This is a genomic window from Desulfovibrio diazotrophicus (assembly GCF_902498985.2).
Lineage (GTDB): Bacteria > Desulfobacterota > Desulfovibrionia > Desulfovibrionales > Desulfovibrionaceae > Desulfovibrio > Desulfovibrio legallii.
Genome location: NZ_OX346397.1, coordinates 2,269,493 through 2,293,477, shown reverse-complemented (window position 1 = coordinate 2,293,477; position 23,985 = coordinate 2,269,493). Strand labels below are relative to the sequence as shown.

The following is a 23,985-nucleotide window of genomic DNA, read 5'->3' as shown; positions in this document are numbered from 1 at the left end:
AGGAGATTATAGCATGAAACTGTTGCGACTGCTTACCCTTGCCCTCGTTTTGGCCGCTGCAGGCCTGCCCGCGCTATCGGCCAGGGCCGCTGAACCGAACGTGCTGAACTTCGGCATCATCAGCACCGAATCTTCCCAAAATCTGCGCACGCTCTGGGAGCCCTTCCTGAAACGTATGGAGCAGGAAACCGGGTTCAAGGTGCGAGCTTTTTTTGCCCCTGATTATGCGGGCATTGTTACCGGCATGCAGTATGGCAAGGTGCAGCTGGCATGGTACGGCAACAAATCGGCCATTGAAGCCGTAGACCGCGCCGACGGCGAAATTTTCGCCCAAACGATGGATCAGGCGGGCATCGGCGGTTACTATTCACATTTGATCGTGAACAAAGATTCTCCTTACAATTCCGTGGATGACATCCTGAAAAACGCCAAGAACATCACGTTCAGCAACGGCGACCCCAATTCCACCTCTGGTTTTGTCATTCCCGGCTACTACGTGTTCGCCAAAAACAACATAGAACCTAAAACGGCCTTCAAGCGCACCCTGAATGCCAATCATGAAACCAACGCCCTGGCCGTGGCCAACAAGCAAGTGGATCTGGCAACCAATAACAGCGAAAGCCTTGAACGTCTGCGCACCACCCACCCTGAAAAGGCCGGACTTATCAAGATCATCTGGACTTCGCCCCTGATCCCCGGCGACCCGCTGGTGTGGCGCAAAGACCTGCCCAAAGAAACCAAGGATAAAATCGCCAAGTTTTTTTTCAACTTCGGCGTCACCGGCCCGCATAAAGCTGCAGATCTGAAAATTCTGGCCAACCTCGGCCTGGCCCCTTTCAAACCCGCCAATAATGACCACTCCATCCCCATTCGCCAGGTGGAATTGTTCAAGACGCGCGTCAAGATTGAAGGCGACGGAAGGCTCAGCGCTGCGGAAAAGAAAGCCCAATTGGCAAAAGTGGACGAAGCCCTTGCTACGTTGAACGCTCGCGCCGAAGCCATCAAAAAAGGTTCATAACGCCCCACCTACGCCAAAGGCAGCGCGCCCCGGCCGCAGTGGGCTACCCCATGTTGCGGCCGGGTCTGCGCCTTTCAGTTAGAGCAGTTAGCGAATGAAATGCGCTAACTGCTCTGCAAGGATTTTCTTGAAAATCCTTGCCACAAAATGCGAGAAGGCAGGCTTTTGCCTGCCGTAAGCGAGCATTTCAAGTGTTGCATGCTCTAAAAGGATATTTCATGACAGCATCCGCACAACACACGCCGGTCAACCGACCCTGGTTTTCGCTGCTGGGTTGGGGCATCTGCCTTTCCCTGCTGGTCTGGTCGTGGGGAGGGGCAGAAATGAACCCCGCGGCCCTGTTCACTGACGCCCGAAACATGGGCTCGTTCGCGTGCGAATTTTTTCCCCCCGATTTTTCCGATTGGCGACTTTATATCAAGGAAATGGTGGTCACCATCCAGGTGGCCCTTTGGGGCACGGCCCTGGCGGTGATCTTTGCCGTGCCCCTGGGCATTCTCAGCTCGGACAACCTCGTGCCCTGGTGGGTTTACCAGCCCGTGCGACGGATTATGGACGCCTGCAGGGCCATCAACGAAATGGTTTTTGCCATGCTTTTTGTGGTTGCCGTAGGTCTTGGCCCCTTTGCGGGCGTGATGGCGCTTTTTGTGCATACCACGGGCATTCTTGCCAAACTTTTTTCCGAGGCTGTAGAAGCCATTGACCCCCAGCCGGTGGAAGGCATGCGCGCCACTGGGGCGTTGGCTATTGAAGAAATTCTGTACGGCGTCATCCCCCAGGTGCTGCCCCTGTGGATATCCTTCTCGCTCTACCGGCTGGAATCCAACATCCGGTCGGCCACCGTAGTAGGCATGGTGGGGGCTGGCGGCATTGGCGTGGTACTGTGGGAGATGATCCGCGGGTTCTATTTTCCCCAGACATCGGCCGTCATGCTTGTCATTATTGCGGTAGTGGTGGTTTTTGACATGATTTCCCAATTCATTCGCAAGCGCTTTGTATAATATGCAATACCGTTATGCCGTTTATTACGTCCCTGAGGAACACAGCCCACTTTACTCCGCGGGTTCCGCCCTGCTGGGCTACGACGCGCTCAGGGGACAGAACGTGCCTGCCCCCTCGTTGCCCCTGCCACGCGATCTGCCGCACAACCTGTCGTGGGATGCCCTTGTGGCGGAACCCATGCGCTATGGCCTGCACGCCACGGTAGTGGCTCCCTTTTTTCCGCTGTGCGACAAAGAAGATGCGCTCACCGACACCCTGAGCCTCTTCTGTAAACGCCTGGCGGCTGTGCTCACTCCTCTGCAGGTAGTGGAGCACCGGGGTTTTCTGGCGCTTATGCCGGATGCGGCCACTGCGGCAGGGCGCAGAGCCCAGACGGCCTTGCGCCATATGGCGGGTGAAGCCACACGCGTGTTCGCACCGCTGCGCAGGCCGGCGCCCGAAGCTGAACTCCTACGCAGAGCTAAAGGGTTGACCGGGCGGCAACTCTCCCTCCTTCGCACCTGGGGATACCCATATCTCTTTGAAGAATATGATTTTCATATCACCCTCACCGGACCGTCAACGGCTTCGCCCGCCCTTTGCGCAGTGGTGGCCGCCTACCTTGCCGACGCCATAGCCCAGCCACAGAGCGTGGCGCACCTGTGCCTGTGCCGCCAGCCTGTGGATGCGTGTCATGAACCGGGAAAACCCTGTACCGGGCGGTTCAGGGTTCTGGAATCCTTTCCTCTGAACAGCGCGGGTGTGTAACAATGAGCCTGAATGACGCCGTCTCTTCTCCCGCAGTCGTGGCCGCTTCCGCCGCAGCGCCGCGCGTTGCGCAAAGCGCAACCCTTATCGAAACAAGCCTGGGCCGCTGGACAGACGTAGGGCCGCGCTGTCTGATGCACGGCGTGACCCTGGGCGACTATTCCTATGTGGGCAACGACGCTGACCTCATGTACGCCAATGTGGGCAAATTCGTTTCCATCGCTTCGCACGTGCGCATTAACCCCAGCAATCATCCCTGGTGGCGCCCCACCCTGCACCACTTTACCTACCGCCCCGGCAGATACGGCCTCACCACTGCGGACGAACCGGACGTTGATGAAGACATTTTTGCCTGGCGCAAGCAATACACCGTGCGCATCGGCCATGACGTGTGGATAGGGCACGGGGCAGTGCTGCTGCCAGGGGTACGCGTGGGCAACGGCGCGGCCATCGGCGCGGGCAGCATCGTCACCAAGGACGTACCCGCCTGGCACATTGTGGTGGGCAACCCTGCCCACGAGCTGCGTCCGCGTTTTGCCGACCCGGCCGTGGCCCTGGGGCTGGAGCGCCTGGCATGGTGGAACTGGCCCGAAGAAACCCTGCGGGCGCGCTGGAAACTGTTTCAACTGCCGGCGGAAGATTTTTTATGTAAAGCCCAGGAACTGGCCGAAGGCTGAAAAACACGCAAGCGCTGTTGCAGCCTTTGTGGGAGGAAGGACGCAGGTAGAAATACTTGCGTCCTTTTTTCGTTTGGGAAAAAGGGGTTGCGCCAAGAAAGGAGCGGACGCCTTTTCCGGACCGCGCTGCCCCTTTCTTTGAGATAGCCCAGGCAGCCCCGGCGAAGCCCATAGCTTCGCGTCAAAGTTTTTTTGCTCTCCGTGAAAGGCGCTACCCCAGGCACGCGGTTTTCAGCTGTCCGCAGGCGGCCTTAATGTCCTGCCCCTTACTTTTGCGGACAATGGCGGTAACGTGGCGATCCCAGAGGCAGCGTTCAAAGGCCAGGACGCGTTCCGGGCTGGGCGCCACGTAGGGGGATCCTTCGGTGGGGTTGTAAACAATGAGGTTGAGCTTGGCTTTAAGATCGGCCAGCAGGCGCGCCAGCTGGCGGGCGTGTTCCAGCCCGTCGTTGACGCCGCCCAGGAGCAAATATTCAAAGGTAATGCGCTCGCGGGTTTTGAGCGGGTAAGATTTGAGGGCCGCCAGCAGATCCGGCAGGGGCCAGCGGGCCGCCTTGGGCATGAGACGGGCGCGCAGTTCCTGATTGGGGGCGTGCAGGGAAACGGCCAGAAAGGCCAGGCCGCTTTCGCCCAGCTGGCGCAGGCCTTTTTCCAGGCCGCAGGTGGACACGGTGATGCGGCGGGGGGAGAAGTTGAGCCCCTTGTCGTGGTTGAGGCTCTGGAGGGCGCGCAGCACCTCGGTCAGGTTGCCGAGGGGTTCGCCCATGCCCATAAAGACCAGGTTGCGCAGCACGGGCCAGTCCGGACGGGTATCGCCCAGGTGCTGACGCGCCACCAGAATCTGACCAAGAATTTCGCCCATGGTCATGTTGCGTTCCAGGCCCATGCGGCCCGTGGCGCAGAAGGTGCAGCCCATGGCGCAGCCCACCTGACAGGAAAGGCACTGGGTCCAACGGCGCACGCCCTCGCGGGAATCGGAGGGGATGAGCACGGTTTCCACCTGCGCGCCGTCGGCCAGACGCAGCAAAAACTTGGTGGTGCCGTCGGCGCTCTGCTCCACGGCGTCCACCGTGGGCCAGGTGATGACGGCGGCGGCGGCCAGACGTTCCCGACAAGCCTTGGAAACGTCGGTCATGGCATCGAAGCTGCGGGCCATTTTCTGCCACAGCCACTGCCAGATCTGCACGGCGCGGAAGCGGGGTTCACCCAGCTCCGTGGTCATCCAGGCTTCCAGTTCGGGCAGGGTCAGGTTGAGGATGTCGCGCATGAAGGGGCTTACCCCACAGCCTTACGGGCGTAGTCGCGCACAAAACCCACGGCCGAGTCCACGTCCGTCACCTCGCCGGCGATCTGGGCCTGGAGCAGGGCGTCGCGGATGACGCCCACCAGCGGGCCAGGGGCCAGCTTGGTTTCGTTCATGATTTCGTTGCCGTTGAGCAAGGGTTCCAGCATCTGTTCCGGGGTTTCGGCCCGGTCCAGGTACTTCATATTGTGGTTGAAAGAGGTGGGGATGCCGTCGCGGGCCTTGAGGTCCGCCCTGGCCATGGCGATGAGTCGGGGATATTCGTCCAGGGCCTTGAAACGGCGGATGCCCCTGTCCGTCATCATGAAGTGGAAGCGCATATGATGGCGCACCAGGTGGCAGAGCAGGTCGATGTCCTCTTGGGCAAAGTGCAGGCGGCGCAGGATTTTACGGGTAACCTTGGCCCCCACGCGGTGGTGCTGGTAGTAGGTCCACTGGCCGTCGAAAAATTCGCCGGTGTAGAGCTTGCCCACATCGTGAAAAAGCATGGCCATGGTGCCCAGCCAGTCGTAGTGGAAGTCTTCTTCGGGATAGTGGCGCATGCAGGCCAGGGTGTGCTCAAAGACGTTTTCCGTATCCCCTTCCTTGTTGCGCATCTGGGTGAGGCAGGAAAGGGCGGCCACCTCAGGGATCAGGCCCTGAAGGATGTGGGCGTCGTACAGCAGCCGCACGAAGCGATACATGGATTCTGCCGCCACCTTGCGCCATTCGTCCATGATGTCCGTGGCGGGCACATAGTCCAGCACGCGGGCGGAGGCCCGCACAATGGCCAGCCAGGTATTGGGCTCAATGGGCAGGTCAAAGTTGGCCGCAAAGCGCAGGGCGCGCACGGCCAGCAGGTAATCGTGACGCAGCGTTTCGTCCGGCAGGCCCGTAAGGCGGATGGCCCCGCCCTTGAGGTCGGCAAAGCCTTCGTAGGCGTCGCCCGTGCGTTCCGGGCTGCCAAAGCCCGTAAGGCGCAGGTCGAGTTTTTCCTCCTGGCTCATGCGGTCGATCATGGTGGGGGTAACGCGCAGCAGGGAAAGCTCCGGGTGCCCGGCGGCGGCCACCTCCAGCGGATAAAAACGGTAGGTGACGCCGTCCTGCTCCATGACGGCCAGGGCGCGCTTTTCCCGTTCGGGCACGGCCGCGGGGAAGAGGCGCACCAACGTATCCAGATCCGGTTCACAGGCGATATCCACGGCCGGAACCCCACCCTGGCGCAGCAAATGCTCCTGCAGGGGGGCGTTGATCACATGCGCGTCATAGCCGTTGCGCAAAAAGGTTTTGCAAATGGTTATGGCGTCTTTGAGGGCTTGGTGCATGGAAATCTCCTTGCGAAAATGGAAACGTGCGTCCCCTACTATGCCCGCCGCAGGGCGTGAACGTCAAGCCGGACGCGCCCTTGCCGGGGCGCGTCCGTGTCTTTGGCATACGCATGCGGGGGGGGCGCCGCTCCGCCCGGCCCCTGCCGGCACTACAGCGAAGGCATGCCCAGCAGCATCCTGGCTGAAACCACCACCTGCATAATGACCTGCGAAATGTCCTTGACGGCCTGCATGCTTTTGGATTCCACCTTGGGCAGGATCATGATCTGGTCGCCGGGGCGGATATCGTCGTCGTCCTGGGTCACGGCTCCGTTCTGGTGCAGCACCAGCACCTTGTCGTGGTCGGCCCGGTTGGTGTAGCCGCCGGCGCCCTTAATGTAGTCCGCAGCGTCTTTCTTTTTGTTCCAAAGCAGGGCCTGGGGCATCATGACCTCGCCGCTCACCAGCACCACGTCGCTCTTGGTGGGGATGACAATGACGTCCCCGTCTTCCAGCGTGAGGTCGGCCTTGTCCGGCCCGCCGTCCAGCACCACCACGCCTTCGGGTTCCACGGCCTTGGCGCGCTCTACAAATTTGGAGACCATTTCGGCCTCCTTGGCGCGGATCTGCGCTTCCTCCGCACTGCCCGAAGAGGCGGTGAGGGCCGTTTCCTCCAGGCGGCGCAGGGAGTCGGCAATGGCTTTTTTCTGCCGGGCGGCCACACTTTTGCGTTTGATGTACATGGCCGCCAGGTTGGCCCGGCCCGGCTCCACGGCAATAAAGTTCTTCACCTCGGCCAGCCGCGCCCCTTGCCGCACGGGAAAGCGCGAAGCCCCGCGCACGGCCCCCTGCACTTCTACCATAATGGTGTTGCCGGGCGCGTCGGCAATAAACTGCACCTGATCGCCGTCTTCCAGCTTCAGGCTGCGCAGTTCGCGAATGGGCAGATACGTGCTGTAGGGCGCGCCGTTGCGCGTGCCGGAAAGCGCCACATGCGAGGCGCTGCCCAAAGGTTCGGCCAGATCCATGAGGGCCGCGCCCGTGGCCTTGCCCTTGGGAAATTCAAACAGCGCCGCGTTGCGTACGGCCCCCACGGCCGCCACGCTGGGGCCTTTGTCGCCCACCACCAGCGTGTCGCCCTCCTGCACGCGCACGGCCGGCAGCACGCCCTTGCGGGCAAAAGGGTAGAGATCGAGGGTAGCCACGGTCACGTTGTTGCGGATCAAGCGGATATCGCGGTAACTGCCGCGCACTGGGTCCAGACCGCCAGCCTTGTCCAGAAAGCTCAGCAGCGGGTCGCCGGGCGTGCCCGTGTAACGGCCGGGTCGCTGCACGCCGCCGGTAACAAACACGGCCACGGGCCGGGCGTCCAGAGGTGCGGCGTAGATCTGCACGTCCCCGTGGCCGGCGGCGGCCAGCTTGCTGCGCAACGCTTCGGCCAGTTTGTCGTAGCCCAGACCGGCCACAGGGATGGCCCCCACCTGGGGCACGTCCAGATGCCCGTCGTCAGCCACGGCCAGGGTCTGATCCACACGGACGTCGCCGCCCCAGAGCCGCAGAACCACCCGGTCGCCGGGCATGATGACGGACGTATCCTTGGCGTCCTTGGCCTGGGAGAAATGCCCCTGAAACAGATTGGCGGCATAGGGCTGCGGCGCACTGGCCGCCAGGGCGGGACCGGCCGGAGCGGCAACACCCCACAAAGCCAGCAGAAGGACGGAAATAATTGTGTGGAACATGATGGTTACAATGCAATAATTACGGGCTTGCATGGCCCCCAGAGGTGCCGGGCACGACGCCGCGAAAACCGCGCGGCAACCGCTTGCCGCGCGTCTGATTCATAAACTTCTTCGCCAAATTTTGCCAGGGGGAAAAGGGCGCCCGCATTGGCAGGATCCGCCGAACGCTGCCAATCTGCGCCAGGGGCCGCCCCACGCCGACCGTTCCGGCGCGGGATGGATTTTGTTCCCTGGCAAGGAAAAAAACGGTTCCGGGGCGGGCATAGTACGCCTTGGTACAGGCCCGGTCCGGAACCGTTTTTTGACGCCGCCAGGGGGCAAAAGACGCCCGCGCCACGCTATTGGGAAAGGCCCGCCCCCCAAACCCGCGGAGCCATGTTCCAACGGCCCTGGGCGTCGCGACAGATGACCACCACCTCGGCCTCACGCTGGCCGGAAAGCGCCGTGCCGCGTTTGCATTCCTCGCCTTTGGCGGAGACAAAGCTCTCCCCCATGCTCAGGCGCACGTTTTTGCCAAAGTCCGGGTCGTCCAGGGTTGTGCTGTCGCCGGGGGCAGCCCCGATCATATAGGCCATGAGCGGGCCGGGCGGGGTTTCCGGCTGTTCCGGCGCGCCGCCGAAGCCGCAGCCGTAAAGCGCCAGTGCCGTCAGAAGCGTCAACAGGACCGGCAGCCGGGCATGACCGCCGTCCGCCCTGCGGGCCGCAGCCTTGGTGTGCGCACGCAATCCTTTCATGAAAATTTCCCTCCGTGGGCCTTCTGCCAATTCCGGGCAGCGTAAAACGCATGACGGCGGATTTTTATGCAAAATCCGCCGGCGCCGCCCGCGCGGATCGTTGACCGCTTTTTCCCTTTCCCCTTAGACAGAGAACCTCCCGGCTGTCAATGTCCTTGCCGGGGAAAGGGGCCGGCGCGCGGCGTTAATAGTCACGCTTTTTGTAAAAATGGGGAAAATATGAATTAATATTATTAAAAATCATTATGTTATAGTGTCCACCCTTTATAAATTCCGTATTTTATTTTGCATTTTATTGTGACCATGCTATTATCTGCACAATCTCTCCAGCAGAATCGGAGAAAATATGCCGAAATTGCCGATGAAAACCATCCACGTGCAGGACGCCGTGGGCAGTGTGCTGTGCCACGACATTACGCGCATTGTGCCCGGAGTGGAGAAGGGCCCCGTCTTCCGCAAAGGCCATGTGGTGCGCCCCGAAGATATTGAAACCTTGCTCAATGTGGGCAAGGAACATCTCTATGTTTTTGAGCCCTTGCCCGGCATGGTGCACGAAAACGACGCCGCCGCCCGCATTGTGGCTGCCGTAGCCGGGGCCAACCTTTCTGCTGCGGATCCGCACGAGGGCCGCATAGATTTGCGGGCCTCCTGTGACGGGCTGTTGCGCATTGACGTGCCCACGCTCAACAGCATCAACGGTCTGGGCGAAATTTCCGTGGCCACCATCCACAGCCTGCAGTGGGTGCGCAAAGGGCGCGCCGTGGCGGGCACACGGGTGGTGCCGCTGATGATTGAGGACGAAAAACTGCGCCGCCTGGAGACCCTGGTACAGGCCCCGGTCATTGAGGTGCTGCCCCTGCGGCGGGCCAAGGTGGGCATAGTAACCACGGGCAGTGAAGTATACTACGGCCGCATTCAGGACGCCTTTGGCCCGGTGCTGCGCAAAAAATTTGCGGATCTGGGCAGCACGGTTCTGGGGCAGACCCTCACCAGCGACGAAGTGTCCATGACCGCCGGGGCCATTGCGGATTTTCTGCAGCAAGGGGCGGATCTTGTCGTGGTTACCGGCGGCATGTCTGTGGACCCGGACGACCGCACGCCCAGCGCCATCCGCGCCGCCGGGGTGGAAGTGCTGAGCTACGGCGCGCCCGTCTACCCTGGGGCCATGTTCCTGCTGGGCTATGCCGCCGGATCTGCCGGACGGGTGCCCGTGCTGGGGCTGCCCGGCTGCGTCATGTACCACAAAGCCAGTATTTTCGACCTGATCGTGCCGCGCCTGCTGGCGGGGCTGGAGGTCACGGCCGCCGACATAGCGGCCTTGGGGCACGGGGGCTTCTGCTCCCAGTGCCCGGAATGCCATTACCCCGTTTGTCCTTTCGGCAAGTAGGCCCTGCGGCCCCGTAAAGGACGGACGGCCCCGCCTGCGCCCTGCCCCCGGGGCGGCGCGGGACGGGGAGGCGCACGGACCGCACGGCCCGTAGCGCACCGGCCCCGCAAGGGGTGCGCGCCCATGGCGTAGGCGCGCTGGTATCAATATGAGAGCGATTTCGTCAGGAATCGCCCTTGGTGCGGTACAGCCCGCCCCCCGCCTTACGGAAGCGTGGACGGAAGGGGGCACTGCCGCGAGGCACGGCGCAAAGCGCGCCATCACAACAGGGTTTTCGCCGTCGCGGACGGCGAAAACGGGGGCAGGCATCGGCCCCGAGCGCGGGACTGCCGCGCCGGCATACTATTCACAGGCATCAATCCCAAGGAGTCGCGCATGGAGACGAAAACGCTTGTTATCAACGGCATCCCCCGCAGGCTGCTGATCAACCCCGAAGACACGCTGGTGGATGTGCTGCGCAGCCAGTTGCAGCTGACCAGCGTGAAAGTGGGCTGCGGCAAAGGCCAGTGTGGCGCCTGCACGGTCATTCTGGACGGCAAGGTGGTGCGGGCCTGCATCATCAAGATGAGCCGCGTGCCTGAAAACGCCGCCGTCACCACCCTGGAGGGCATCGGCACGCCCTCCTGCCTGCACCCGCTGCAGCATTCGTGGATCTACCACGGCGCGGCGCAGTGCGGCTTCTGTACGCCCGGCTTCATTGTTTCGGCCAAGGGTCTGCTGGACACCAACCCCAACCCCAGCCGTGAAGACGTGCGCGATTGGTTCCAGAAGCACCACAACATCTGCCGCTGCACGGGCTACAAACCCCTGGTGGACGCCGTCATGGACGCCGCCGCCATCATGCGCGGCGAAAAGACCCTGGACGACGTCACCTTCAAGATGCCGGCGGATGGCCGCATCTGGGGTTCCACCATGCCCCGTCCCAGCGCCGTGGCCAAGGTGACGGGCACCGCTGAATTCGGTGCTGATGCCGCCTACCGCCTGCCGGCAAACACCCTGCACATGGCTCTGGCCCAGGCCAAGGTTTCGCACGCCAACATCAAGGGCATTGACACCTCCGAAGCCGAAAAAATGCCCGGCGTCTTCAAGGTGCTGACCCACAAGGACGTCAAGGGCAAAAACCGCATCACGGGCCTGATCACCTTCCCCAGCAACAAGGGCGACGGTTGGGAGCGGCCCATCCTCAATGACACCAAGATCTTCCAGTACGGCGACGCGCTGGCCATCGTCTGCGCCGATTCCGAAGCCCACGCCCGCGCTGCGGCCGAGAAGGTCAAGTTTGATCTGGAGCTGCTGCCCGAATACATGAGCGCCCCCGAAGCCATGGCCCCGGACGCCATTGAAATTCACCCCGGCACCCCCAACGTCTACTACGACCAGTTTGAAGAAAAAGGCGCGGATACCGCTCCCTTCTTCAATGACCCCAACAATGTGGTTATGGAAGGCGACTACTACACCCAGCGCCAGCCCCATCTGCCCATCGAGCCCGACGTGGGCTACGGTTACATCAACGACAAGGGCCAGGTGGTCATCCACTCCAAGTCTGTGGCCATCCACCTGCACGCCATGATGATCGCCCCCGGTCTGGGTCTGGAATTCCCCAAGGACCTCGTCCTGGTGCAGAACACCACCGGCGGCACCTTTGGCTACAAGTTCAGCCCCACCATGGAAGCCTTGCTCGGCGTGGCCATCATGGCCACGGGCCGTCCCTGCCACCTGCGCTATAACTATGAGCAGCAGCAGTGGTACACGGGCAAACGCTCGCCCTTCTGGACCACCGTGCGCATGGCCGCCAACAAACAAGGCAAGATCCTGGCCATGGAAACAGACTGGAGCGTGGACCACGGCCCCTACTCCGAATTCGGCGACCTGCTCACCCTGCGCGGCGCCCAGTACATCGGCGCGGGCTACGGCATCGCCAACATCCGCGGCAAGGGCCGCACCGTGGCCACCAACCACTGCTGGGGCGCCGCCTTCCGCGGCTACGGCGCGCCGGAAGCGGAATTCCCCTCCGAAGTGCTCATGGACGAACTGGCCGAAAAGCTGGGCATGGACCCCTTCGACCTGCGTGAGCTCAACTGCTACCGTGAAGGCGACACCAACCCCTCCGGTCAGGTGCCCGAGGTCATGAGCCTGCCCGAAATGTTCAAGCAGATGCGCCCCTATTATGAAGAAGCCAAAAAGCGCGTCAAAGCCCGCTCCACCGCCGAAGTCAAACGCGGCGTGGGCGTAGCCCTGGGCGTGTACGGCTCCGGCCTGGACGGCCCGGACACCTCCGAAGCCTGGGCGGAACTCAATGAAGACGGCACGGTGACCGTGGGCAACTCCTGGGAAGATCACGGCCAGGGCGCGGATTCCGGCACCCTGGGCACGGCCCACGAAGCCCTGCGGCCCCTGAACCTCACCCCCGACCAGATCCACCTGGTCATGAACGACACCAGCAAAACCCCCAACTCCGGCCCGGCCGGCGGTTCGCGCTCCCAGGTGGTCACGGGCAACGCCACCCGCGTGGCCTGCGAAATGCTCCTTGAAGGCATGCGCAAGCCCGATGGCGGCTTCTTCACCTACGCGGAAATGAAGGCTGAAGGCCGCCCCGTGCACTATGACGGCAAGTGGACCGCACCGGCCAAGGACTGCGACGCCAAAGGCCAGGGCGAACCCTTTGCCTGCTACATGTACGGTCTGTTCCTGGCTGAAGTGGCTGTGGAAGTGGCCACCGGCAAGACCACGGTGGAAAAGCTCGTCTGCGTGGCCGATATCGGCAAGCTCTGCAACAAGCTCATTGTGGACGGGCAGATCTACGGCGGCCTGGCCCAGGGCGTGGGCCTGGCCCTCTCTGAAGACTATGAGGACATCAAGAAGCACAGCACCCTGGCGGGCGCGGGCGTGCCCACCATCAAGATGATTCCCGACGACATGGAAATCGTCTATGTGCAGACCCCGCGCAAGGACGGCCCCTTCGGCGCTTCCGGCGTGGGCGAAATGCCCCTTACCGCGCCGCACCCGGCCATCATCAACGCCATTTACAATGCTTGCGGCGCGCGCGTGCGGCACCTGCCGGCGCGGCCCGAAAAGGTCTTGGAGGCCATGCCCAAGTAAGGTAAACTGCCTCTGTGCCCACACCAGCGGGGAGGGGCCCTTGCAGGGCCTCCCTCCCCGCTTCCCCAGGGCCCCCGGCACACAGCGCCCCATGCTGCCGGAGGCGAAATTTTTGCCGCGGGGTGTGGGGGGAGGGCGCTTGCCGAAAAGCGCTCCTTCCCCCAAAGTGTTTTTACCCCCTGCGCAAGCGAGTGTCCGCCATGATGGATCAGAAGCGTCTGCACGAAATTGAGGCCCGCTGTACCCAGGAAAGCCCCCCCCGCTGTCGGGCGGCCTGCCCCTTTGACCTGGACGTGCGCGCCTTCATGACCCACATGGCCGCAGGCCGCGTGAGCGAGGCCCGCAAGCTGCTGGAGCGGCATTTGCCCCTGCCGGGGGTGTTGGCCCGGCTCTGCGACCACCCTTGTGAAGAAGTCTGCCTTCGCCGCGACCTGGGCGGCAGCGTGGCCATGCACGGGCTGGAACTTTCCTGTATGCTCACGGCGGGCCAGCAAAGTCGCCCCCTGCCCCTGCCCCCCAAGAAAAAACGGATGGCCGTGGCGGGTGCGGGGCTGACCGGCCTGGCCGCGGCCTGGGATCTTTCGCGCAAGGGCTACCCGGTCACGGTCTTCCACACGGATGCTCCGGAATCCGCCCTGCTGGCCGCCTATCCCGTGCTGGCGAGCGCCGGTCTGGACAAAGATTTTCTGGCCGAGGACATGGCCCTGCTGACCCGCCAGAAGGTGCGCTTTGAACTGGCGACCCTGGACGCGGCCCTGGCAACGCGCCTGGCTGAAGAATTTGACGGCGTGCTGCTGGACGCGGACGCCGCGCCGGACCTGGCCCCGGCCCAGACGGACGTGGACGCGGAAACCCTGCTCTGGCGCGACAACCTCTGCTGCGCGGGCTGGAAAAATCGCACGCCCACGGGCCACGCCTACGCTTCACCTGCAACCCAGGCCGGACAAGGCCGCCGGGCGGCGCAGACCCTGGATCGCCTGGTGAGCGGCGTTTCCCTCACCGCCGCACGGGAAAAAGCGCAAGGCCCCCTGCACACGGATATCACAGGCATTGCGCCCAATCCCCGCCGGGAACCAGCGGGCCTCACCCACACCCCTGAAGAAGCCGCGCAGGAAGCCGCGCGCTGCCTGCAGTGCCAGTGCCTCATCTGCGTCAAAGAGTGCGTCTACCTGCAGAAATACAAAGGGTATCCGCGGGTCTACGCCCGGCAGGCGCACAACAACGCCTCCATTGTCAAGGGCCTGCACACGGCCAACGCTATGATCAACGGCTGCGCCCTGTGCGGCCAGTGCGAAGAGCTCTGCCCGGAAAATTTCTCCATGGCCGAACTCTGCCTGGCTGCCCGCGAAGACATGGTGGAACGCGGCTTTATGCCGCCCACGGCCCACGAATTTGCCCTGGAAGACATGGAAAACGCTTCGGGACCGGAGTGCGCCCTGACTCTGCCGGACCCATCTTTGCCCCAGGGCGTGGCCCCGGCCTGGGCCTTTTTCCCAGGCTGCCAGCTTACGGCCTCACGCGGGGAGCAGGTGGCGGCCCTCTATGCCCGGCTGCGGGAGGCTTTTGCCCACGACCCCACGCCAGGAGTGGGCATCATGCTTGCCTGCTGCGGCATCCCGGCCCGCTGGGCCGGACGCGCCAAACGGTTTCAAGAGCACACGGCGGCCCTGCGCGCTGCCTGGGAAGGGCTGGGCAAACCGCGCATCATGGCGGCCTGTTCGTCCTGCCTTACGGTACTGCGCGAGGCCCTGCCCGAAGCGCGGGCCGTATCCGTGTGGGAAGTGCTGGACGGCCTGTCCGAAAACGCATGGGCTGCAACAGCGCCGGGCGCAACAGGCGGCGGCAGGCCGGCGGGCATGCCCGCCGTGCTCTCCGTGCAGGATCCCTGTACGGCCCGGCACGACCCGGCCTGGCTTGCGGCCGTACGCAGTCTGGCCCGCAAGGCCGGCGTAACTCTGGAGGAGCCGCGTCTTTCCGGCCCCACCACGGCCTGTTGCGGCTACGGCGGCCTGGTCTGGTGCGCTCAGCCCGACACGGCAGAAGCCATGAGCGCCCACCGTGCGGCAGAGCTGCCCCATCCGGGCCTGGCCTCCTGCATCATGTGCCGGGACAGGCTGGCTGCCAGCGGCAAGGAATGCTGGCATCTGCTGGACCTGCTCTTCCCCGCCCTGGCGGGCGCTGCCGGGCAGGAACGCGGCCCGGGGCTTTCAGCCCGGCGGGCCAATCGCGCGGCCCTGCGACGGCGGCTGCTGCACGAATGTCTGGGTGAAGAGGCTGCCCGGCCCCCGGAGGGCAAGGTGCGGGTGACGCCGGAGCTGCTGGCCCGACTGGAGGCCCGTCACATCCTGCTAGAGGACGTGGAGGCCGCCGTGGCCGGAGCCGAGGCCAGCGGGCACCGCTTCAAAAATCTGGAAAACGGACATTGGCTCGGCTCCTGGCGGCCCCGGCAAGTGACCTTCTGGGTGGAATACACGCCTGAAGGCGCGGGCTTTGTGCTGCACGACGCCTGGTGCCACCGCATGGTGGTGCCCGGCTCCGGCGGCCAGGAGGCGGCGGAGGTCATCAACCGGCACCAGTGCTGCACGGACGGCAGCCGGGGAGAACAGTCATGAGCATGGCGGATCTCAACTACGGACCCGACGAAGGGCAATGGGTTTGCGGCCGCTGCAATTTGCCGCTGGAGCAAAGCAAGGTCGCCGTATTCTACCTCAACAGCGCTTTTGACGTGGTGCTGCCGCGCTGTCCCCAGTGCGGTCTGACCATGATCCCCAAATCCCTGGCGCAAGGCAAAATGCTGGAAGTGGAAGCTCTGCTGGAAGACAAATGAGCGCCCTGTGGGAGCGTGAGGACTTTCGCCGCGTGGCCCAAGGGGCCTGGCGGCCCGGCGGCACGGCGCTCACCCGCCGGGGCCTGGCCCTCTGCCGTCGGCACAGCGGCCTGACGCCCGGCGCGCTGGTGCTGGACCTGGGCTGCGGCGACGGCGCGACCCTGCGCCTGCTGCTGCGCGAGGGCTACCGGGCCTGGGGCCTGGACCGCATAGCTCAGCCCGGAGCCGCGGCCACGGGCCGCCTGCTTCTGGCCGACGCGGCCCGCCCGCCCCTGGCCCCTGGCAGTCTGGACGCCCTCCTGAGCGAATGCCTACTCTCCCTGCTGCCCGATCCTTTTGCCGCGTTGCGCGCCTGGGCGCGCCTGCTGCGGCCCGGCGGCGCGCTGCTGGTGAGTGACCTGACCCTTGCCGCCCCCGGCGCACGCAAGAGAACCTCGCTTCCCGGCTGTGGATGTGAAAACGCAGCCGCATCTTTGGAAAAAGCGCCGTGGCGGCCGCCGCAGAGGCCGCCACGGGCGCAGAGCCCACTGCCCCGATGGCGACTGCCCCGGCGGCGAGGGCGACGGGAGCAGCGGCGATGCCCCCGGCCCCTGCCCAGGGCGGTTGCAGCGCAGGCGCGGCCCGCTCTTGCAGCGCCGGAGCGCGTCCCGCAAGCGTCTGGCAGGAGATGTTCGTCGCCGCCGGGCTGCGCGTGGAAATCTGCGAGGACCACAGCCGCACCCTGGCCGAGCTGGCGGCCCGACTGGTCTGGTACGGCGCGGCCCCGGCGGATTCCTGCGCCTGCAACGGGTCCGGCCCCGCCGCCGGATCCTTGGGCTATAACCTGTGGATTGCCCAAAAAGCCCCTGCGGCCTGAGCAAAAAAGCGCCGGGCACACGGTCCGCATGCCCCTGGGGCCGCGTCCCCCCCCCAAACCGGCAGCCGCGCTCCGGCCCGGAAAAGGAGACCCCATGAATCCCATGATGCTGGAATTGCTGCCCCTGGTGCGCCAGGGCTACTGTTGCAGTCAGCTGCTCCTGCTGCTTATGCTGGAAGCGCGCGGACAGCAGAACCCCGACGTGGTGCGCGCGGCTCAGGGCCTGTGCCACGGCATCGGCCAATCCGACGGCCCTTGCGGCCTGCTCACGGGCGGGGCCTGTGCCCTGGCCCTGGTGGCCGGCAAGGGCGCAGATACGGAAACCGCCCACCCCATGCTTACCCCCCTGCTCAACGACTACGCCACCTGGTTCTACGAGCGCACCAATCCCTACGGAGGCCAGCGCTGCGGCCAGATCGCCGCGGGCCTGGGCGCAACCTCCGGCGCGCCGGGCGAGGCTCCCAACCCCGTGGCCTGCGGCGACCTGCTGGCCGAGTGCTGGGGAAAAATCCTGGAGCTGGTTCAGAGCTACGACCTGGACCTGACGCCCGCCTCATGATTCTGCGCCGCACCCAAAGTCTCTGCCCCGTGTGTCTGCGGCGGCTGGACGCGGTCTACGTACGCCCCGAAGACGCGCCGGAAGCGGTGCTGCTGGAAAAAACCTGTCCGGAGCACGGCGTCTTTCGTGTGCCTGTCTGGCGCGACGGGGGCCCCGGCCCGACGGCGGACGGACCGCCGCAACCGACCAGCGTCGACCTGCCGGCCTTTGAAACCTGGACCAGGCCCAAAAGCCCCTCTTACCCGCAGGATCCGCGCACGCCTACGGTCCACGGCTGCCCCTTTGACTGCGGCCTCTGCCCGGAGCACGCCCAGCACACCTGCACAGGCCTGCTGGAAGTGACCATGCGCTGCAACATGGCCTGCCCCATCTGCTACGCCGACGGCGGCAGAGCCACGGCCCCGCCGGATCCGGACCTGGACTGCCTGGCCGCACAGCTGGACGTGCTGACCAGGGCCTCCGGCCCCTGCAACGTGCAGCTTTCCGGCGGCGAACCCACCGTGCGCGAGGATTTGCCCGCCATTGTGGCCCTGGCCCGCTCGCGCGGCTTCGGCCTGGTACAGCTCAACACCAACGGCCTGCGTCTGGCCGAGCCGGGCTACGCCCAAAGCCTGCGCGCGGCCGGGCTGGACTCCGTCTACCTGCAGTGGGACGGCGTAAGCGAAGCCGCCTTCCGCGCCCTGCGCGGCCGCGATTGCCTGGAGTTCAAACACAGGGCCGTGCGGGCCTGCGGCGCGGCGGGCCTGGGCGTGGTGCTGGTGGCCACGGTGGTGCGCGGCGTCAACGACCACGAGTTGGGCGATCTGCTGCGCTTGGCCCTGGAGCTGGGCCCCACGGTGCGCGGCCTGCACGTGCAGCCCGCAGCCTTTTTCGGCCGCTATCCCTGGTCTCTGGGCGCGGCCCCGCGCTGCACTCTGCCCGAAGTCATGGGCGCGCTGGCCGGCCAGGCCCCGGAACTGGTCAACCCAACCCAGTTCCACCCGCCGGGCTGCGAAAACGAACTCTGCTCCTGCAGCGCCGTGTACCGCCGCATTGCCGACCCCCATGGCCGCCCCGGCCTGCAGTGGCTGGGGCAGGGCGGCTCCTGCTGCACGCCCACGGCCCCCTCTACGGCCCCTTCCGCGCCTTCCGCAGCGCCGCCCTCCGCTGCGGAAGGCGCACGCAAGGCCAAACAGTTTGTGGCCCTGCACTGGAAAGGCGCAACGCCGCCGCAGCCGGACGCCGCACCGCAAGCCCCACAGGAAAAGCCCGCGCCCGCCAAGGACGCCTTCAGCCGCTTTCTGGCCCAGGCCGGCGTGGAGCAGCGCTTCACCCTCTCCAGCATGGCCTTTCAGGACGCCCTCAGTCTGGACGTGGCCCGCGTGCGCGGCTGCTGCATCCATGTTCTGCGTCCCGACGGCCGCATGATCCCCTTCTGCCTCCACAACCTTACGGCGGCGGACGGCGCGCGCCTCTACAAGACCGCCCCATGAACGCCGCACCGCCCCCCGCTCCCACAGCCACGGCCTGCCCTCTGGACGCCTGGCTGGCGCAGAACTGCGGCGCGGCCAGTCTGGAAGACCTGCCCCGCGCCCTGCACGCCGCCCAGGAGGCCGCCCTGCGCCGGCAACTGGTCCAGGCCCGCCGCGCTGTCTTTTACGGCCCCCGTCTGACGGGCCTGGACCTGGAACGTCTGACTCTGGAGGACCTGCCGCGCCTGCCTTTCACCACCCCTGCGGACCTGCGCCAGTGGCAGGACTTGCTCTGCGTTTCCCTGGGCGCGGTGCAGCGCATGGTCACCCTGCACACTTCGGGCACCACAGGCACGCCCAAACGCATGGCCTTTACTGAAGGCGACCTGGCCCGCACCCGCGAATTTTTTGCCGTGGGCATGCGCCAGCTGGTCCGCACCGGAGACCGCCTGGCCGTGCTCCTGCCCGGCGCGGACCGCCCCGACGGCGTGGCCGACGTCCTGCGTCAGGCCCTGACCCCAGCCGTGGACGTGCGCACGCCGCCCCCTTCCCTTCTGGCCGGTCCCGCCGGGCCCTGGGCCGCCCACGCAGACCTGGCCCGCTGGCTGACAGCCCAGCGCCCTCACGCCCTCATTGCCATGCCCGGCCAACTGGCCGCCCTGCTGCACAGTTTCCCCCAAAGCGGCCCGCCAGGCCTGCGCGGCGTGCTCTCCAGCGCCGAACCTCTGGACCCCGTGCTGCGCCATCTGCTGTGCACCGTCTGGCAGTGCGAAATCCTGGACCACTACGGCCTTACGGAAACCGCTTACGGCGGCGCAGTGGAATGCCCGGCCCACAATGGCTGCCACATCCGCGCCCTGGACCTGCTGGTGGAAATTGTGGACCCCTGCGGCACAGAGGTTCTCCCCCCTGGTGAAGAAGGCGAAATCGTGCTCACTACCCTCCAACGCGAGGCCATGCCCCTCATCCGCTACCGCACGGGCGACGTGGCCCGCCTGCTGCCCGGCCCCTGCGCCTGCGGCAGCCCCCTGCCCCGTCTGAGCTATGTGCGCGGCCGCCTGCAGCACAGCCAAGGCCGCGTGCTCGTGGTCCGTCCGCACAAGGGCGGGAGGGAAGCGTAAAAAACGTTTTGCAGAAAAAAAGGAAACGTCTCCCCCGTTCTGCAAAAAAAGCATTATATTCCGAAAGGACCAAGGCCCTGGCCGATGCCTTGCCGTGAACCCAGGGCATTGCAGCCTTGCAATGCCCTGACGGCTGCGTGAGAGCCGCCTGCCGTAAGCGAGCATTTCAAGTGTTAAATGCTCTAGTTACGCGGGTAAGCGCCGGAACGGGCGCGCCGTAACCGTTAAGAATCCATACTTTCAAGGGTCATCTGCTCCAAAGACTGCAAGGAAGGTTGTCGTGGAAGGAACCGAAAGGCCCGCGCGCGCCTTGATTCTGGCCGCCGGCGAGGCCCGCCGCATGGGCCTGGTCAAGGCCCTCCTGCCCCTGCCCTGCCCGGCAGAGGGCAAAAAAATTGAAGCGCAAAGCGCTCTGGCCCTGCTGGTCGGCACCTTTCGCCGGGCCGGCATTACGGACATCACCGTGGTCACGGGTTGGCACGCCCATGTGGTGGAGCCCGCCGCCAAGGCCCTGGGCCTTGCCGTGGCGCGCAATCCAGCGCCGGAACGGGGCATGTTCTCCTCTGTACAGACGGGCCTGCAGGCCCTGCTCGCCGCTCACGGTCAGGGCCCTGTCCTGGTCAATCCCGTAGACGTGCCCCTGGTGCGCTCCCTCACCCTGCGCGCCTTGCTGGAGGCTGCCGCCCAGACCCCGGACACGGTACTTTTGCCCGTCTTTGCCGGACAGGAAGGCCATCCCCCCTGCATCCCCGCCGCAGCCCTGCCCGCGCTGGCCGCCTACGCCGGTCCCGATGGCCTGCGCGGCGCACTGGCTGCCCTGCCCTGCCGCCGCCTGTCTGTACCCGATGCCGCCATGCTGGAAGACATGGACCGCCCCGAAGACTATGCCCGCCTGCAACGGCTGGCCTTGCGGCGCGCGGCCCTGAGCCCGGCCGAAGCCCTGGAGCTGCTGCGTCTGCGCGCCGTGCCGGAAAAAGGCCTGCGCCACGCCCGCGCGGTGGGCGCCGTGGCCCGCGCCCTGGCCGAGGCTTTGGGCCGGGCTGCGCGCATGGCTGCAAACCCGGACCAGACCGCTGTCCCCCGTGCGCCGGGTGCGGCCCAGACCCCCGCCCTGGACCCGGAACTGGCCTGCGCCGGTGGTCTGGTGCACGATATCGCCAAAGGCCAGCCCCACCACGAAGCTGCCGGGGCCGCCCTGCTGGAAGCTCTGGACCTGCCCCATCTGGCGGCCCTGGTGCGCGACCACCGCGACCTCAGCCTCCCCGACGACCAGCCCGTCAGTGAACGTGAACTGGTCTATCTGGCGGACAAATACTGCTGGGGCGGGCAATTCGTGCCCGTGGCGCAGCGCTTTGGCCAGAAGCTGGAGGTCTTTGCCCAGGACGCGGAAGCCTGCGCCGCCATTGTCGGCCGTCTGGGCCGGGCCAAGGCGCTGGAAGCGCGTCTGGCCCGTGAACTGGGCCGCGCCCCCGCCGCCGTGGCACAGCAGACCCTGGCCCTGGAGGACAGGCCACAGGACACGACTCCGGCAAAGACTTCCCCGGCGGACAAACCCGAAGCAGACAAAATGCCAACGGAAGGGCCCCAGGCGGACATGCCCCACACGGGTAAGGCGCAAACAAATCCCGCCGACCGCACAACGGCAAAAGGAACGTCCGCCGCGGCCACTGGACGCGGGGCTTCGCCCAAGGCCCCGGCATGAAGGGCGTCTGGCTTATCCGTCACGGCTCCCTGCCCGCCAACCCGCAACGCCGTATGGTGGGCGCGCGCGCCATTCCCCTCAGCCCCTGGGGCCGGGCCCAGGCCAGCGCCCTGGGGCGGGAAATGCCTCCGGCCTTGGCCCGCGCCGTGCAGGCTGTGGTCTGTTCAGATTTACAGCGCTGTCAGGAAAGCGCCGCTCTGCTTCTGGCTGCCGCTCCCTGGCCCGGCACGCCCCCGCCCCTCCATACGGAACCGGATTTGCGCGAAATTTCTTTGGGCTGCTGGGAGGGGCTGACCAGGGCTGAAATCGCCGCCCGCTTCCCCGGCGCGTGGGAGGCCCGCGGGGCGCAGCTGGCCCACTACGCCCCGCCGGGGGGCGAGAGCTTTGCCCAGGTCCAGGCCCGCGCCCTTCGGGCCGTGGGCCGCTGGCGCACGCGCTGCCCGGAAGGCACGCTTCTGCTGATCAGCCACGCCGGGGTCATCCGCTGCCTCCTCGCCCACTACCTGGCCCTGCCCCTGGGCGAACTGCTGCGCATTCCCCAATATTATGCCTGCCGCGCCTTTTTGCCGGAATGGTAACAACGGCCGGATTTGCCAAAACCCCCTGACAAGAGAAAATCCCATGTTAACAGTGTATGTGGCGGCTTCCTTCAAGCACAAGCACGGCGTCCGGCTGCTGGGGCGCGAATTGCGGGCCCTGGGCTGCAGCCTGCTGGACTGGACGGAAAAAGCCGCGCCCCCGCCGGGGCTCACGCCTCTGGAACGGCGCATCTGGATGGATACGGATCAGGACGGCGGACAGGTCTACGCCTTCTGCCGGGACGCCTGCCTGACGGCGGACCTGGTGATCTATTACGGCGCGTCCGGACAGGACGCGGGCGTGGAGGTGGGGCTGGCCGCCGGCACAGGCGTGCCCGTGCTGGGCATCCGCGGGCCGCTGGAAGGGACGGGCCTTATGCTGCACGGCGCGGTGACCGCCTGGGTGGACGGCGCGGAGGAAGCCCTGGACGTGCTGGCCCGCCTGCAGGCCCATGCCGCCGCCCACTGGCAGAACGCCGCAGCCGAACCCGACCCCGCCGTCCGCCGCCTGGCTCTGCGGCTGTGCGCACGCGCACAAAAAACATAACGCTGCAGGGCGGCGGTGGGGGCAAAGTCTCCCCACCGCCGCCTTGCAGCGTTATCTGGTGGCCCTGTCCTGTGGAGAAACCCCCACAAGGAGAAGCCCCCACAAAAGGACAAAATTTACGACACGGCTTCCAGGGCGGCCACGGCGGGCAGGGTTTTGCCTTCCAGCAGTTCCAGGGAAGCGCCGCCGCCGGTGGAAATATAGCCCATTTTGTCGGCCAGGCCGTATTTTTCCACGGCCGCCACAGAGTCGCCGCCGCCCACTACCACAAAGGCCTTGCCTCCGGCCAAAAAATTGGCCAGAGCCTTGGTGCCCTGCCCGAAGGGGTCCGTTTCAAAAGCGCCCACAGGGCCGTTCCAGACCACGGTGGCGGCTTTGGCAAGCAGTTTTTCATAGGCAGACACGGTTTCCGGCCCGATATCCAGAATCATCTGATCCGGGGGCACGTCGCCCACGGCGTGAACGCCAGTCTGCCGGCCGGGGGCCAGCTCTTCGGCAGTGACCACGTCCACGGGCAGGGGCAATTCTTTGTTCAGGGTCTTGGCCTGCTCCATAATCTTTTTGGCTTCGGGCACCAGGTCTTCCTCACAAAGGCTCTTGCCCACCATATACCCGGCGGCGGCCAGAAAGGTATTGGCAATGCCGCCGCCCACCATAAGCACGTCCACGGTGTTGAGCAGGTTTTCCAGCAGGCCCAGCTTGGAGCTGACCTTGGAGCCGCCGATAATGGCCACCAGGGGCCGGGCCGGATTGTCCAGCACCTTGCCGAAGGCCTCCAGCTCCGCCTGCAGCAGAGGCCCGGCGCAGGCCGTCTGCGCCGCGCGCACGGCCCCTTCGGTGGAGGCGTGGGCCCGGTGGGCCGCGCCAAAAGCGTCCATGACGTAGACCTGGCCCAGGCCAGCCAGGCGGGCGGCCAGTGCGGCATCATTCTTTTTCTCGCCCTTGAGAAAACGTACGTTTTCCAGCAAGGTCACTTCCCCCGGTGCGGCCGTGGCTTCCGCAAACGTGGGGGCCAGGCGCACGGGGCGTTCCAGCAGTTCGGCAAGTCTGGCCGCCACGGGCTTGAGGGAGAACTGCTCTTCAAACTGCCCTTCCGTGGGCCGCCCCAGGTGCGACAGCAGCACCACACCCGCGCCTTTTTCCAGCGCCAGGCGGATGGTGGGCAGGGCCGCGCGGATGCGCTTGTCGTTGCTGACGCCCCCGTCCTTCATGGGCACGTTGAGATCCTCGCGAATAACCACGGTTTTGCCCGCCAGGTCCACATCCTGCATCTTTCTGATCGGCATCTGCGCCCTCCGGTCCGTTGAAATTCTCTATAAAAACAAGCGTCCCGCCGCGCGGGACGTCGTTAT

19 protein-coding genes are annotated in these 23,985 nt (G+C 65.4%); 14 read left to right on the top strand and 5 right to left on the bottom strand.

What is annotated here, in order from left to right:
- The first annotated feature begins 13 nt into the window (after window positions 1–13).
- The 4 genes from phnD to J7I12_RS09925 all read left to right on the top strand — a co-directional run bounded on the left by phnD (window position 14) and on the right by J7I12_RS09925 (window position 3,444).
- Window positions 14–1,018 carry a phosphonate ABC transporter substrate-binding protein gene (phnD, locus tag J7I12_RS09940; RefSeq protein WP_118229905.1) on the top strand — a complete coding sequence of 335 codons (1,005 nt, stop codon included), beginning with the start codon at window positions 14–16 and terminating at the stop codon, window positions 1,016–1,018.
- A 218-nt stretch (window positions 1,019–1,236) separates the two neighbouring features.
- The gene (gene phnE, locus J7I12_RS09935) at window positions 1,237–2,019 is read left to right on the top strand and encodes a phosphonate ABC transporter, permease protein PhnE (protein WP_118229904.1); all 783 of its coding nucleotides are present in this window, start codon (window positions 1,237–1,239) and stop codon (window positions 2,017–2,019) included.
- 1 nt (window position 2,020) lies between these two features.
- Window positions 2,021–2,767, top strand: a complete 747-nt coding sequence (locus J7I12_RS09930) for a DUF1045 domain-containing protein (protein ID WP_302548587.1) — start codon at window positions 2,021–2,023, stop codon at window positions 2,765–2,767.
- Window positions 2,768–2,769: 2 nt separating this feature from the next.
- Window positions 2,770–3,444, top strand: a complete 675-nt coding sequence (locus tag J7I12_RS09925) for a DapH/DapD/GlmU-related protein (protein WP_288908048.1) — start codon at window positions 2,770–2,772, stop codon at window positions 3,442–3,444.
- Between the two features lie 211 nt (window positions 3,445–3,655).
- Here J7I12_RS09925 and rlmN read toward each other — a convergent pair whose 3' ends face one another.
- The 4 genes from rlmN to J7I12_RS09905 all read right to left on the bottom strand — a co-directional run bounded on the left by rlmN (window position 3,656) and on the right by J7I12_RS09905 (window position 8,506).
- Window positions 3,656–4,711 carry a dual-specificity RNA methyltransferase RlmN gene (rlmN, locus tag J7I12_RS09920; protein ID WP_118229901.1) on the bottom strand — a complete coding sequence of 352 codons (1,056 nt, stop codon included), beginning with the start codon at window positions 4,709–4,711 and terminating at the stop codon, window positions 3,656–3,658.
- A gap of 8 nt (window positions 4,712–4,719) precedes the next feature.
- A complete protein-coding gene (locus J7I12_RS09915; RefSeq protein WP_118229900.1) occupies window positions 4,720–6,051 on the bottom strand; it encodes an HD domain-containing protein in 1,332 nt (443 codons plus the stop codon).
- A gap of 152 nt (window positions 6,052–6,203) precedes the next feature.
- Window positions 6,204–7,805 (bottom strand): polysaccharide biosynthesis/export family protein, encoded by a 1,602-nt coding sequence (locus J7I12_RS09910; RefSeq protein WP_242621194.1) that lies wholly within the window; start codon window positions 7,803–7,805, stop codon window positions 6,204–6,206.
- Window positions 7,806–8,110: 305 nt separating this feature from the next.
- Window positions 8,111–8,506, bottom strand: coding sequence for an RT0821/Lpp0805 family surface protein (locus J7I12_RS09905; RefSeq protein WP_118229899.1), 396 nt, complete (start codon window positions 8,504–8,506; stop codon window positions 8,111–8,113).
- A 361-nt stretch (window positions 8,507–8,867) separates the two neighbouring features.
- On the opposite strand from J7I12_RS09905, the gene J7I12_RS09900 reads away from it, so the two are divergent.
- From J7I12_RS09900 to J7I12_RS09855, 10 genes are all read left to right on the top strand, one after another.
- Window positions 8,868–9,893: a molybdopterin-binding protein gene (locus J7I12_RS09900; RefSeq protein WP_207287318.1), complete on the top strand. Its 1,026-nt coding sequence runs from the start codon at window positions 8,868–8,870 to the stop codon at window positions 9,891–9,893.
- A 375-nt stretch (window positions 9,894–10,268) separates the two neighbouring features.
- On the top strand, window positions 10,269–12,992 hold the full coding sequence (locus J7I12_RS09895; protein WP_118229897.1) for a molybdopterin-dependent aldehyde oxidoreductase: 2,724 nt from the start codon (window positions 10,269–10,271) through the stop codon (window positions 12,990–12,992).
- Between the two features lie 200 nt (window positions 12,993–13,192).
- Window positions 13,193–15,604 carry a pyridine nucleotide-disulfide oxidoreductase/dicluster-binding protein gene (locus tag J7I12_RS09890; RefSeq protein ID WP_242621193.1) on the top strand — a complete coding sequence of 804 codons (2,412 nt, stop codon included), beginning with the start codon at window positions 13,193–13,195 and terminating at the stop codon, window positions 15,602–15,604.
- Window positions 15,601–15,819: a DVU_1557 family redox protein gene (locus J7I12_RS09885; protein WP_118229896.1), complete on the top strand. Its 219-nt coding sequence runs from the start codon at window positions 15,601–15,603 to the stop codon at window positions 15,817–15,819. The genes J7I12_RS09890 and J7I12_RS09885 overlap by 4 nt, the downstream gene beginning before the upstream one ends.
- A complete protein-coding gene (locus tag J7I12_RS09880; protein ID WP_498793639.1) occupies window positions 15,816–17,234 on the top strand; it encodes a DVU_1555 family C-GCAxxG-C-C protein in 1,419 nt (472 codons plus the stop codon). The genes J7I12_RS09885 and J7I12_RS09880 overlap by 4 nt, the downstream gene beginning before the upstream one ends.
- On the top strand, window positions 17,231–18,706 hold the full coding sequence (gene trsS / locus J7I12_RS09875; protein WP_118229893.1) for a radical SAM (seleno)protein TrsS: 1,476 nt from the start codon (window positions 17,231–17,233) through the stop codon (window positions 18,704–18,706). Before J7I12_RS09880 ends, trsS begins: the two co-directional genes overlap by 4 nt.
- A complete protein-coding gene (locus J7I12_RS09870; RefSeq protein WP_242621192.1) occupies window positions 18,703–19,806 on the top strand; it encodes a DVU_1553 family AMP-dependent CoA ligase in 1,104 nt (367 codons plus the stop codon). Before trsS ends, J7I12_RS09870 begins: the two co-directional genes overlap by 4 nt.
- A 280-nt stretch (window positions 19,807–20,086) precedes the next feature.
- A complete protein-coding gene (locus J7I12_RS09865; RefSeq protein WP_302548486.1) occupies window positions 20,087–21,508 on the top strand; it encodes a DVU_1551 family NTP transferase in 1,422 nt (473 codons plus the stop codon).
- Entirely contained in the window at window positions 21,505–22,086 is a 582-nt protein-coding gene (locus J7I12_RS09860; protein WP_118229892.1) for a histidine phosphatase family protein, read from the top strand. The genes J7I12_RS09865 and J7I12_RS09860 overlap by 4 nt, the downstream gene beginning before the upstream one ends.
- Before the next feature lie 43 nt (window positions 22,087–22,129).
- Window positions 22,130–22,633: a translation initiation factor 2 gene (locus J7I12_RS09855; protein WP_288908520.1), complete on the top strand. Its 504-nt coding sequence runs from the start codon at window positions 22,130–22,132 to the stop codon at window positions 22,631–22,633.
- A 116-nt stretch (window positions 22,634–22,749) separates the two neighbouring features.
- On the opposite strand, the gene J7I12_RS09850 is transcribed toward J7I12_RS09855, so the two are convergent.
- Window positions 22,750–23,919 (bottom strand): phosphoglycerate kinase, encoded by a 1,170-nt coding sequence (locus J7I12_RS09850; protein ID WP_118229890.1) that lies wholly within the window; start codon window positions 23,917–23,919, stop codon window positions 22,750–22,752.
- Window positions 23,920–23,985: the final 66 nt, after the last annotated feature.

Coding starts and splice junctions, on each gene's coding strand:
- trsS (WP_118229893.1), top strand. CDS start 17,231: ATGATTCTGCGCCGCACCCAAAGTCTCTGCCCCGTGTGTCTGCGGCGG.
- J7I12_RS09870 (WP_242621192.1), top strand. CDS start 18,703: ATGAACGCCGCACCGCCCCCCGCTCCCACAGCCACGGCCTGCCCTCTG.
- J7I12_RS09855 (WP_288908520.1), top strand. CDS start 22,130: ATGTTAACAGTGTATGTGGCGGCTTCCTTCAAGCACAAGCACGGCGTC.
- J7I12_RS09915 (WP_118229900.1), bottom strand. CDS start 6,051: ATGCACCAAGCCCTCAAAGACGCCATAACCATTTGCAAAACCTTTTTG.
- rlmN (WP_118229901.1), bottom strand. CDS start 4,711: ATGCGCGACATCCTCAACCTGACCCTGCCCGAACTGGAAGCCTGGATG.
- J7I12_RS09885 (WP_118229896.1), top strand. CDS start 15,601: ATGAGCATGGCGGATCTCAACTACGGACCCGACGAAGGGCAATGGGTT.
- J7I12_RS09930 (WP_302548587.1), top strand. CDS start 2,021: ATGCAATACCGTTATGCCGTTTATTACGTCCCTGAGGAACACAGCCCA.
- phnE (WP_118229904.1), top strand. CDS start 1,237: ATGACAGCATCCGCACAACACACGCCGGTCAACCGACCCTGGTTTTCG.
- phnD (WP_118229905.1), top strand. CDS start 14: ATGAAACTGTTGCGACTGCTTACCCTTGCCCTCGTTTTGGCCGCTGCA.
- J7I12_RS09925 (WP_288908048.1), top strand. CDS start 2,770: ATGAGCCTGAATGACGCCGTCTCTTCTCCCGCAGTCGTGGCCGCTTCC.
- J7I12_RS09880 (WP_498793639.1), top strand. CDS start 15,816: ATGAGCGCCCTGTGGGAGCGTGAGGACTTTCGCCGCGTGGCCCAAGGG.
- J7I12_RS09900 (WP_207287318.1), top strand. CDS start 8,868: ATGAAAACCATCCACGTGCAGGACGCCGTGGGCAGTGTGCTGTGCCAC.
- J7I12_RS09895 (WP_118229897.1), top strand. CDS start 10,269: ATGGAGACGAAAACGCTTGTTATCAACGGCATCCCCCGCAGGCTGCTG.
- J7I12_RS09850 (WP_118229890.1), bottom strand. CDS start 23,919: ATGCCGATCAGAAAGATGCAGGATGTGGACCTGGCGGGCAAAACCGTG.
- J7I12_RS09910 (WP_242621194.1), bottom strand. CDS start 7,805: ATGCAAGCCCGTAATTATTGCATTGTAACCATCATGTTCCACACAATT.
- J7I12_RS09905 (WP_118229899.1), bottom strand. CDS start 8,506: ATGAAAGGATTGCGTGCGCACACCAAGGCTGCGGCCCGCAGGGCGGAC.
- J7I12_RS09890 (WP_242621193.1), top strand. CDS start 13,193: ATGATGGATCAGAAGCGTCTGCACGAAATTGAGGCCCGCTGTACCCAG.
- J7I12_RS09860 (WP_118229892.1), top strand. CDS start 21,505: ATGAAGGGCGTCTGGCTTATCCGTCACGGCTCCCTGCCCGCCAACCCG.